Raw genomic sequence first — 12425 nt, 5'->3', positions numbered from 1 at the left:
TGCACATGAAAAAAATTTATTTCCTACTAGTAAGCCTACTCATATCCCTATTTGCAACAGCCCAACAATTTATTCCGGATTCTTCTCAAACCTATTACGTGAATTCAATTACAAATTCAAGTAGTAACATAACAGCCTTCGACGATGGAAATAGCGGTGCCTATCTCATGTGGCTGGATGCCCGGAGCGGTAATGGGAAAACAGCCATATATTTTCAGCACCTCAATAAATATGGCGCTCCGCAATATCCTCAGAACGGTAAAAAACTGCTTTCTGCTTCATCAAACACAATCAGCGGATATAAGGCAATAAAAACTCAAAATGGATTTGTTGTCGCTTGGAATTTAAACACTGCGGTGTACCCTGATAGTTTGTTTTGCAATTATTTTTCATTTAATGGAACAGCGCTATGGTCTCAGGCAACGCTCGTTTCATCCCGATCAGTTACCATGATTTCGGTTACGAATAATGGGTTAAATATTATGCCTAGCGACTCCGGGTTTTTTATCAATTATTCGAGTGTTTATTTTGGTGGCTCCGAAGGATTTGGATTTAATAGAATCGACTTTAATGGAAATTTACGCTGGCCTATAAATCATTTTCAACCCAGTTCAAATGGCTATTATTGGACCTCCGTCAGCGACAAACACAATGGCTTTTTTTATGCGGTAACAACCGGTGGAATTGGGGCGCATATTTATGTACAACACTACAATGCCTTAGGCCTAAAAAGTTTTCCGAACGAAGTAGATATCTCCACATTGGCCGGTGGGAGAGGAAATTCCGCAATGAAATTAACTTGCGACGAGGACACCAATTTATATGTAACTTGGGAAAGCAGTATCAACACAGATATTGTTTTAGCCAAAATAACAGCAAGGGGAACGCTTCCATGGATACCAAATTTTCGAAGCATGAGTAATGTGGCTGCTTCTAAAACAACACCCGCAATACTTTATTTTAAAAATAATATTTACACCACCTGGAGCGATGGTCGTCCGCCTGCATTTTTTTACCATGTGTATGCACAGAAAACCGATTTAAATGGAAACAATCAATGGACTCTTAACGGAGACAGCATTTTTCAATTGGGTTCGTATAGTCCTTCCCCACGAAGCATTGCAAACGCTGCAAATGAGCTAGTGATGGTGGCCAACATGGCACCCGGATTTTTAGCACAACTAAAAGATACTGCCGGAGCCTTAAAATGGATTGCAAATGGACGTAACATTCATATTCCAAATGATGTTCCTTTTTACGACGACTATGCCTTGGTTGCCGCTGCTGATAGTGCTGTTGCTTGCTTTTGGGTAACTTCCGGCGGAAAGGTGTGTGCCTCAAAAATGTCCCGCCAAGGTAAACTTTTTAATCAATACCCACTTCCTTCATCAGCAGGTGTTATTAGTGGAAACGATACTATTTGCGCAGGATCTACCGGCCAAGTGTATACCGTTGCGCCTATAACAAATGCAACTCAATACATTTGGAATCTGCCTAGTGGGTTAATGAGTGCTAGTGGTTCTGATACCACTCAAACACCTTCCATTACTGTTAATTTTGACCCTTCAATTCTCGCTGCTACAATTAAAGTTTGGGGTAACAATTCGCTAGGTGACGGTGCTGCTTCGGCTGATTTTAACATTATCCTTAAACCCTTGCCCGCAGCAGCCGGTAGCATTAGCGGTCTCGATTCAGCAGCCGCCTGTACACTTCAGAATGGAATCAATTACAGTATAGCACCACTTGCAAATGCCGATTTTTATAGCTGGACTTTACCGCCTTTGGCAAGCATTAATGGGAATCCGGATTCAAATGCAGTGAGCATCAATTTTAGTCCTTACACTACTTCCGGTAATATTATAGTGAGTGGTTACAACGATTGTGGAGCGGGCATTTCAGCTGCTCTTCCCATTTATTTTAAACCCATTCCAACGGCACAAATTTGTTTTTCTACAGTTGATTCAGCTACTCAAAAAGTGTTGCTTTTTTGGGAACAACCTATTGAAACGTATGCGCATAACTATGTAATTTATCGCGAAACCGCAGGAGTGTTTCTACCAATTGATACTACTATTCATCCTGCACTTGCAGGTTATTTGGATACTTCCTCCCACCCAAATTTACATCCCGAAAAATATAAAATTGCCGTGCTCGATAGTTGTGGAAATGTGGGTGAATTAAGTGCCGTTTCTGAAAATAAATGCATTTATTTATACGGTTTTTTGGGCTGGGCCAACATTCCCAAATTGTATTGGACCGATTATATTGGGGCTAGCGATACAAGTCGCTTATACAGAGTGCTAGTTGATACAACCGGAAGTGGACCTTTTTCAATTTTGGCCGATAGCTTACCTGCTACCCAACTTAATTTTACCGATTACATAAGCCCTTTAAATTGTGTAACCTGTCGCTATGTTATTGAAACCGTTTTCAGAAATTTTTGCAATCCCGATGCACGAGCGATGGTAGCAATAACTACTTCTCGCTCAAATATCAAAAATAAAAATGAAATCCCCTACGATAGCCTTGTCTTTGGAATAAAAAATAAACTTCCTCTGCAAAATTCTTTTAGCATTTATCCCAATCCTGCAAAAGAAAAAATAACTATTGGTAACCTCAGCGCAAATAATGCGTATCAAATTAGCCTTTACAATGCTATTGGACAATGTGTAATAAACGCTTATGAATCGGGAAAGAACAATTGCGAAATCTCGATTCAAGACTTACAAAGCGGTTTATACCTGATAAAAATTAGTTCTGAGGAGCAGCGTAAGGTTATTAAAATTCAGGTGGAATAGTATTCCACTCAGAATGTTATTTTTGTAAAACGCCTAACACTAAAATTAATGAAAATGAATACTATTGCTACCCGATTTAAAAACACAATTAAAACCTTTTGCTGGTTTAAATTTATGCTCCTTTCGGGATGCTTTTATCTTTCCACACTTAATTCACAAGCGCAGCTTACCAAGCAATGGGATTATCGCTTTGGAGGAACTGCTATCGATGAATTTCACGATGTACTTTCTATTTTAGATACCAATACTTTTGATACCAGAGCTTACTTATTAGCCGGCTACTCTGAGTCCGGCGCGAACGGCGATAAAACCAACGCAAGTCAAGGCTCCGGCGATTTTTGGCTAATCAATGTAAATAGCCTTGGCGTGAAGCAATGGGATAAAAGTTACGGGGGTAGCAATTACGATGAACTTTTTGAAGTGCAGCAATGCGCCGACGGCGGATTTATTTTAGGAGGATGGTCCAATTCCGGTATTAGTGGCGATAAAAGCCAAGCCAGTATTGGTGCCGGCGATTATTGGGTGGTACGCACCAACATGTCAGGAACAAAATTATGGGACCGCACATTCGGCGGTACTTCCGAAGATTACTTGCAATCCGTTAAACAAACCAGCGACGGCGGGTTTATTTTAGCCGGCCGTTCTAATTCCGGAATAAGTGGAAATAAAACTGGTGCAAACCGCGGAACTGTTGGTGTTACATGGGATTACTGGGTAGTTAAGATTGATGCAGGAGGAACCAAACAATGGGACCAAACCTATGGTGGATTTGATGACGATCAATTGTTTGCGGTGCAACAAACCAGCGATGGTGGCTATATTTTAGGCGGATACTCGAATTCCGGAATTACCGGCGAAAAAAGTCAAGCTTCTCAAGGGTTAGATGATTATTGGATAGTGAAAATTGATGCCAACGGAGTAAAACAATGGGATAAAACCTTTGGTGGAACAAGTGCCGACCAATTACAAATGGTGCTACAAACCAGCGATGGCGGCTATCTTTTGGGCGGAGGTTCAGCATCAGGCGCCAATGGCGACAAAAGCCAAGCCAGCCGAGGAAATTTTGATTACTGGATTCTTAAGACCAATGCTACCGGCGTAAAACAATGGGACAAGCGTTTTGGTGGAACTAGCGCTGATAATTTATTTGATGCCATTCAAACTACAGATGGCGGGTATTTGTTGGGCGGCGCTTCCAGCTCTGTTGCATCGGGAGATAAATCCCAAGGGAATCAAGGAACAGCCGGCACAAGTTATGATTATTGGGTGGTGAAAGTGGATGCCAATGGCATTGCTCAAGTGGAAAGAAGATTTGGCGGTAGCGCCGATGATTATGCCAAATCAATTTGCGAAACTCCCGATGGAAATTACTTGGTGGCAGGCTGGTCAACTTCCGGTTTAACCGGCGATAAATCTCAAGCGAGTCGAGGAAGCATTGATTATTGGTTTGCGAAAATTTCAGGACCCAATTCAATTACTACCGGAGCAATAGCAGGTCCGGAATGTGCCGGAACAAGTGTAAGTGTAAACTATACCGTTACCGGGACGTTTAATGCCGGCAATGTATTTACTGCTCAGTTAAGCGATAGTTCCGGAAGTTTCGCAAGCCCAACTACTATAGGAACACTTTCTTCCACCACAAGCGGAACCATCAATGCCACTTTACCATTTACATTTGCTGCAAGCAATTATAAAATTCAGGTAATTAGCAGCAATCCAGTTGCGCAGGATATTTATCCCTCCACAGCTTTTCAAATTAACTTTCCCATTTCCTATTATCCCGATGCCGATAACGATGGCCATGGAAATGCAGCAGGAGCAGCTACCTTAAGTTGCACACCGCTTGCCGGACAGGTAACTAATAATGACGATTGCAATGATGCCGATCCCTTGGTATATCAAATTCCTACTGGCAACGATGGAGTAACTAGCCTTAGTGCAAACTGCGAAGGCAGCTCAGGTAATTTATTTTCATGTTTACCCATGCAACAAGCAACATCTTACCAATGGATACTATCATCGGGCTTGAGTTCTGCTTTTGTAAACAACATTACACCCGATACCAGTATTAGCATAACAATAGGGCTTGGCGCCGGAATCGATAGTATTGGAGTGGCCGGAAAAAATAGCTGCGGACTAAGTGATACCTTATACCTCATTCTTAATAAATCGCTGCTTCCACAAGCCGCGGGAGCTATATCCGGCGATACGCAAATCTCCTCTTGCATCAACCAGCTTGGAATTACTTATAGTATTCCGGCCATTGCGCATGCAACAAATTATGTGTGGACTTTGCCCGACTCTGCTGTTATTATTGGCAATGCAGATACAAATTCAATTGTTGTGAATTATTCTCCATATGGTGTATCCGGTAACATAAGTGTATATGGTTCTAACTCATGTGGTAACGGTGCTGCCGCTACAATTAATATTACGTTTGAAGCAATTCCAAGAGTTGAGTTGTGTTATATTACTGTTGATTCTGCAAGTCAAAAAAGTTTGCTATGGTGGCAGAAACCAAATGAAGCGCAAAGTGACAGTATTGTAATAATGCGAAAAAACAAAGGAACTTCATTATTCGAAAAAGTGGCAACAGTAAAAGATACTGTACCCACTTCTTACCTTGATTTAGCATCTGATCCTACAACAATTGAAGGAGAAAGCTATCAGTTGGCAGTGAAAGATACTTGTGGTAATGTTGGTAGTTTTAGCGGTGTAATTATCCATAAAACAATTTATTTATATGGATTATTGGGTTGGGGAAATTTTCCAAAGCTTTATTGGACTCCTTATTTAGGAAGCAATGATACTTTGAGATATTACCGAGTGATGAGAGATACATTAGGTGCTGGACCATTTAATATCCTTAAAGATAGCATTGCCTTCAATTCAACATTAAATTATACTGATACTAGCAAAAAAGCTGCAACTTGTCCCTCTTGTCGCTATGCCATTGAGATGGTCTATGATGTGGATTGTAACCCGTCAGCTCGTTTGAATACACTTTATAGAAGCACCACTCGGTCAAATATTAAAAATAAAGTAGCTATGCCATTTGATAGTACATTGCTTTTTAGTAGTCAAATAGAGCGCCTTCAAAATAGTATAATGGTATACCCTAATCCGGCTAAAGAAAGAATTTCTTTTTATTCCTTTCGACAACTAAATAATATAAATATTCAACTTTTTGACATGTTAGGAAATAGTATATTTTATGACGAGATTGAAGCTTTGAAGGTTGGTGAACAAAGCTTTATCAAAACTGAAGCCTTCACAAGAGGGATTTATTTACTAAAAATATCTGATTCTAATGATGTGATTATTAGAAAAATCATACTTAATTAAGTTTGAAAAAATTATTATAAAAACTAATTAAATAAGATTTTTCAATCTAGCTTCTGCAGCTAGTACAATTTGTATTGGTTGACTTTTTGGGACTTTCCTTATCGAAAAAATATTTAGTTTTGGAATGCTATAATATGAATGCCTTCAAACGAATATTTTTTTTCATCCTTTTATGTACCGGTAATATTGCTGGTGCTCAACATTATAATTTACTAAAATTTAAGAACAAGGATGGTCTTGGTGGTTTTACTATAAATGCAATTATTAAAGATAGTAAAGACTATATGTGGCTAGCCTCACAAGACGGTGGGGTTTGTAAATATAATGGAAAGGAGTTTGTAAACTATTCCACTTCAAATGGCTTACACACAAATGATATAACAAGCCTTTGCGAAGATGCACTGGGCAATATTTGGATTGGAACTAAAACAGGTGTTGCATTATTTGACGGCAAAAAATTCCGTAGAATTCATGATTTTGGGTTAGATTCTTTAGTGATTTATTCAATTTATTGTGATAAAAAGAACAATATTTGGATCGCTACTTTTGGAAATGGTTTAATTAAATATGACGGAAAATCATATACTCATTATAGGAAGAATAATGGTTTACCCACAGATTCTATTTTTACTATTATTCAAGATACTGATGAAAATTACTGGATTGGAACATATCATTTTGGAGTATGCAAAATAAGTTCAATAAATGCAGAATCACACAAATTGGGCATTCAAGTATTCAAGGATGCTATAGGTGGATCTAGCAGTGTCTTTTCATTGTTACAAGATAGTAAAGGAAGGATTTGGATAGGTTCAACTAGTGCATTTGTTTATAAATTCGAAAACAATAAAATTAGCCAACTATTCAACTCAGTTGAAACAAATACGGCATTGGTTGGGAAAATACTTGAAGATGCAAACGGTGCAATTTGGATAGCAACTCAAGAAAGTGGGTTGTTTAAATTTATGAATAATGAATTTAAAAAATATAGTGAACGGGAGGGGTTTCCATCAAATGAAATTTATGCACTTGGATTAGATCACGAAAATAATCTTTGGGTGGGTACAAATGGACAAGGTCTTTGTGTTTTTAAAAACGAATCATTTCTTAATTTCAATAAATTTGATGGCCTACCACATAAACAGATAAGCAGTTTTTTTGAGCTTAATAAAAACTTTATACTAATCGGTACAGCTTCAGGTCTTTGTTATTATGATGGCCTGAAAATTAGATCAATAAACAATATTCCAGAAATAGAGAATCAGTCCATTCATTGCATTGCAAAAGATAAAGACAATAATATTTGGCTTGGGACAGATGATGGAATTATCATTCTCAGAAAGACATCGAAATTGGAGTTTGTTAAGTCATTCCCAATGATTAATAACATAAATCTTGGCGTTATATACGGGCTTGTATACATTGATCACACAATGTGGATTGCAACAAGCACTGAGGGGCTTTTTGCAATTACTGGATCAGAAACAAAAATTTATACATCTAAAAATGAGCTGACAAACAATAATATTTTTACAATTACAAAATCAAGTGATAATTCACTGTGGATTGGGTATTTAAATGGTGGGGCGTCAAAATATGATGGCAAAAAATTTGTTCATTTCAATGCGAAGAATCAATTAGCAAATCTTACAATTGAAAGTATTGTTAGCAATAAAAGAGGCCAATTACTCTTTGCAACAGCAGATAAGGGTTTGGTTTGTTATGACACCAAAATAGGGTTTAAAAATATTACTCAAAAGCAAGGTCTCTCCTCTGATGTTATTGTTGCTGCTATTGCAGATGCATATGATCCAAATGTAGTATGGCTTAGCACACCTAAAGGATTAAATAAGCTTAAATTGGATAGTCTTTTCAATGTTGTTTCAATAAAGCATTACACTGAAGAAAACGGACTTTTTGGAAATGAATTGACAGAGAATACATTGATGGTTGATTCAAATAAAAACATTTGGATTGGCGGTGCAGAGGGCTTTTCTATTTTTAATCCATCATTTGAGAAAATTAATTATACCCCACCAACTGTTTATTTAATGGATATTAGGTTGTTTTACCAAAAAGTAGATTGGTCAAAGTATTCTGATTTAATTGACGATGTCACGGATTTACCAAAATCCCTAAAATTGAATTATAAAAACAACCACTTAACTTTCGATTTTCAAGCTATTAGTGTAGATAAGGAGATGAAATACTCCTACATCCTTGAAGGCTTTGACAAAGATTGGTCGCCTCCCGGAAAGCTGAATGAAGCCATCTATAGCAACATCCCCTCCGGTAAGGATTATATTTTTCGAGTGAAAGCTCAAAACAGCGATGGGGTATGGAGTACCAAAAATATCGAATTCAAATTCACCATCGAATCCCCTATTTGGCAGCGCTGGTGGTTTATTACATTGGCTATTTTGTTTGCCCTTGTTGGAATTGTTTTCTACACCAATTACCGCACCGCAAAACTGGCCAAAGAAAAAAAATTGCTGGAAGATACTGTTGCCTCTCGCACGGTAGAATTAAAAGAAACGAACGATCAATTAAGCGATGCCTTTAAAGATATTAAGGACAGTATCAATTATGCTCAAAAAATTCAGCAATCTATCCTTCCGGTAGATGCAAAAGTAAAAGCCGCCTTGCCCGATTCCTTCATTTTATTTAAACCACGCGACATTGTTAGCGGAGATTTTTATTGGTTTGGTTCGGTAAATGTGCAAGGCGTTTCCCATCATATTTTAGCAGCTGCCGATTGCACCGGCCATGGTGTTCCGGGTGCATTTATGAGCATGGTAGGAAATACTATTTTAAATGAAATTGTTATCACCAAACACATCATCGACCCTTCCGAAATTCTTTCGCAATTGCATCATGGTGTAAAAACGGCGCTCCAACAAAGCGAAAACGAAAGCCGCGATGGTATGGACATCTGCCTCTGCAGTATCAATTCAAAAACGAATGAGGTGCTCTATGCCGGTGCATTTAATCCCTTGTGGATATTGCGCAACAGCGGCGAAATGGAAATCATTAAGGCCACAAAATCCGCTATCGGAGGCTTTACGCCCGATGACCAGGTATTTGAATCGCATAAAGTACAGCTACAAAAAGGGGAGTGCATTTATTTATTTACCGATGGATACGCCGATCAGTTTGGAGGAGAAAACGGAAAAAAATTAACCTCTAAAAAATTCAGAGATGCACTACTTGCAAACTCTTATAAAACCATGAAAGAACAAGGTTTCTTCCTCGATAATTACATCGAAATTTGGAAAGGCAACGAAAGCCAAGTGGATGATATTTTGGTAATAGGAGCGAGGGTCTGAGTTTCAAAAAAAGAGTCGTTGGAGAAAAATAAACACATAGCCACATAGCTCAACCCTATGAGAATCCTATGTTCCTATGATCCTATGTGTTTCAAAAAAAGAGTCACTGAAAAAATATAAACACATAGCCACATAGCACATCCCTATGTGAATCCTATGTTCCTATGACCCTATGTGTTTCAAAAAAAGAGTAACTGAAAAAATATAAACACATAGCACACCCCTATGTGAATCCTATGTTCCTATGACCCTATTTGTTTCAAAAAAAGAGTAACTGAAAAAATATAAACACATAGCCACATAGCACATCCCTATGTGAATCCTATGTTCCTATGATCCTATGTGGTTCAAAAAAATAACTTAAAAAGAAGAAACCTCATTCCTCAAATCTAAACCACCACTAGGAATTGCAGCAATCAATGCTTGCGTATACGCACTTTTCGGCGCAGCATAAATTGCATCCGCATCACCTATCTCTTCTATTTTTCCTTTGTGCATCACCATCATCCTATCGCTCATAAATTTCACCACCGATAAATCATGTGAAATAAAAATACAAGTAAAGCCAAACTCATCGCGTAATTCGCGAATCAAGTTCAACACCTGCGCTTGCACCGAAACATCCAAAGCCGAAACCGATTCATCGCAAATAATAAATTGAGGTTGCACCGAAAGAGCACGTGCAATGCATACCCGCTGCCTTTGTCCACCCGAAAATTCATGCGGATAGCGGTTAAAATGGCTTTCGTTCATGCTAACCCGTTCCAATAATTCAATAACCTTTTTTCTTCTTTCCGTGTCGTTTGCATACAAACCATGAACTTGCATCGGTTCCATTATCGCTTTACCAATTGTCATTCTTGGATTTAAAGAAGAATAAGGATCTTGAAATATGAGTTGCATTTCCTTGCGGAGTTTACGCATACTCGCATCGTCTAATTGTAGTAGGTTTTTTCCTTTGTAGTAAACTTCACCCGAATTAGGCTCAATTAATCGCAAAATGCTTCTGCCTAAAGTTGTTTTTCCACATCCCGATTCTCCTACTAATCCAAGAATTTCTCCAGGGTAAACATCAAAATTCACCTCATCAACAGCTTTCGTATAGGCAGTAACGTTTCCAAACAAACCATTGCTAATGGGATATATTGTTTTAAGGTTTTTTACTTGAAGCAAGGGTGTTTGAGCATATAATTTATCGAGACGGGTTTTTCTTTCTGATGTACTAATTTGAAGTGCTTTCCGAAACTGTTCAACACTTACATTGCTTTCACTAAGCACCCCTGCGGCATCTGGTGCCATGAAATCAGAAATAACGGGCAATCTTTTTAAGCGTAAATCAAGTGGAGGACGGCAGGCCAAAAGTCCTTTTGTATAGGGATTTTGGGGTGTTTTAAAAATATCTTTCACGCTACCTTGCTCTACAATTTCGCCTTTATACATCACCAAAACCCTATCTGCTATCTCGGCAATCACAGCTAAATCATGTGAAATAAAAAGCATACTCATGCCCTGCTTTTGCTGCAATTTACGCAGCAACGCTAATATGGTTTTTTGAAGCGTAACATCCAATGAAGTAGTGGGCTCATCTGCAATCAATAAGTCGGGATTACAACAAATTGCCATGGCTATTAATACCCGCTGCTTTTGCCCGCCCGATAATTGATGCGGATAACTTTTGTAGATGCGTTCTGGGTTATCTAATTGCACCTCGCTAAATAATTCAAGACAGCGCTTTTTAGCAGCAGCTTTAGATAATTTTTTATGTAAAATTAAGGACTCAATAACCTGGTTGCCACAGGTAAAAACAGGGTTTAAGGCGCTCATCGGTTCTTGAAAAACCATGGCCATTTCATTCCCTCTTAATTTGCGAATTTGTTTTTCCGAAAGCCTTGTCAAATCCACATCGCCCTGACTTCCGGAATGAAAGAGCAATTCCCCCGAGGTGATTTTTCCTAGAGAGGACAATAAGCGCATCAGCGAAAGTGCAGTTACCGATTTGCCCGAACCCGATTCGCCAACAATGCCAACTGTTTCACCCTTTAGAACTTGAAACGAAATGGAATTTACGGCTATCACCTGACCTTCTTCCGCAGAAAATTCAGTTCGCAAATTTTTTACATCAAGTAACAGGTCTGTCATTAATGCAAATTAAAGGAATTATATGTTAAGCAGCCACAAAAACCGATGACTCTTCTATCAAAGGCTTTCCAATAAAGCGAAGTATTAATTGCGCCACGGTTAGCACATCTTTTTGGCAATAGCGCACAATGCGCAATACGTTTTTTTCTTCCCAAAACACTTTTGATACTTCACTCCCATCAATATCATCCTTTGGGGTGGTGATTTTAAATATGGCTGCTAATAAATTTAGGGAGGTGAAGTTTTTGTAATCGCCAAATTTCCACATTTCAAGCGTATCCAAATGAGGCACTTCCCAAGGTTTTTTGCCTGCAAGGTCCAATACCGATGGCAGCTTAATTCCTTGTATGAGCATGCGCCTTGCTATATAGGGGAAATCGAATTCTTTTCCATTGTGCGCACACAACAAATAACTTTTTTTTCCATACCTATTGTTTAAGAATGCAGTAAAATCAGTAAGTAACTGAAATTCGTCCATTCCAAAAAAGGATTGGATTTGAAAAGTGTTTTCTTTGTTTTGGACTTCTAGGTATCCCACAGAAATGCATACAATTTTTCCAAATTCAGCATAGATTCCTGCTCGCGAATAGAGTTCAGCCGAGGTATTATTTTCCTTTTTAAAATATTGCATTTTTTTGTCCCAGAGTTCCTGCATTTCAGTAGATAGGGCAGCGTATTCATATACCTCAGGAACTGTTTCTATATCCAGAAACAACACGTTTTGTAGATTGATTTTTTCTAGCATAATTTTTAGGTTTAATACTTAAAATTAGCCATTAGGAAGATGCTAGAAGAGCTCCTCATCCAAAAATCATCC

The 12425-nt window shown here is 38.5% G+C and carries 5 protein-coding genes; 3 read left to right on the top strand and 2 right to left on the bottom strand.

Going from position 1 to position 12425, the window contains the following annotated elements:
* Positions 1-5 precede the first annotated feature (5 nt).
* The 3 genes from IPP32_02070 (at position 6) to IPP32_02060 (ending at position 9469) form a co-directional block, all read left to right on the top strand.
* Positions 6-2798, top strand: coding sequence for a T9SS type A sorting domain-containing protein (locus tag IPP32_02070; protein MBL0046872.1), 2793 nt, complete (start codon positions 6-8; stop codon positions 2796-2798).
* A gap of 54 nt (positions 2799-2852) precedes the next feature.
* Complete coding sequence (locus IPP32_02065; protein MBL0046871.1) at positions 2853-6143, top strand: T9SS type A sorting domain-containing protein; 3291 nt, start codon at positions 2853-2855, stop codon at positions 6141-6143.
* A 134-nt stretch (positions 6144-6277) separates the two neighbouring features.
* Entirely contained in the window at positions 6278-9469 is a 3192-nt protein-coding gene (locus IPP32_02060; protein MBL0046870.1) for a SpoIIE family protein phosphatase, read from the top strand.
* 360 nt (positions 9470-9829) lie between these two features.
* Here IPP32_02060 and IPP32_02055 read toward each other — a convergent pair whose 3' ends face one another.
* Positions 9830-11608 carry an ABC transporter ATP-binding protein gene (locus IPP32_02055; protein MBL0046869.1) on the bottom strand — a complete coding sequence of 593 codons (1779 nt, stop codon included), beginning with the start codon at positions 11606-11608 and terminating at the stop codon, positions 9830-9832.
* 25 nt (positions 11609-11633) lie between these two features.
* Entirely contained in the window at positions 11634-12353 is a 720-nt protein-coding gene (locus IPP32_02050; protein ID MBL0046868.1) for a 3'-5' exonuclease, read from the bottom strand.
* Positions 12354-12425 lie beyond the last annotated feature (72 nt).

This window comes from Bacteroidota bacterium (genome assembly GCA_016721765.1).
Taxonomy (GTDB): Bacteria; Bacteroidota; Bacteroidia; order UBA4408; family UBA4408; genus UBA4408.
The sequence above is the reverse complement of the archived record's forward strand: the minus strand, read 5'-3'. Positions and strand labels throughout refer to the sequence as shown.

What these genes read in the sequence shown, in the direction of transcription:
- IPP32_02070 (MBL0046872.1), top strand. Translation starts at nt 6, where the DNA reads ATGAAAAAAATTTATTTCCTACTAGTAAGCCTACTCATATCCCTATTT.
- IPP32_02065 (MBL0046871.1), top strand. Translation starts at nt 2,853, where the DNA reads ATGAATACTATTGCTACCCGATTTAAAAACACAATTAAAACCTTTTGC.
- IPP32_02060 (MBL0046870.1), top strand. Translation starts at nt 6,278, where the DNA reads ATGAATGCCTTCAAACGAATATTTTTTTTCATCCTTTTATGTACCGGT.
- IPP32_02055 (MBL0046869.1), bottom strand. Translation starts at nt 11,608, where the DNA reads ATGACAGACCTGTTACTTGATGTAAAAAATTTGCGAACTGAATTTTCT.
- IPP32_02050 (MBL0046868.1), bottom strand. Translation starts at nt 12,353, where the DNA reads ATGCTAGAAAAAATCAATCTACAAAACGTGTTGTTTCTGGATATAGAA.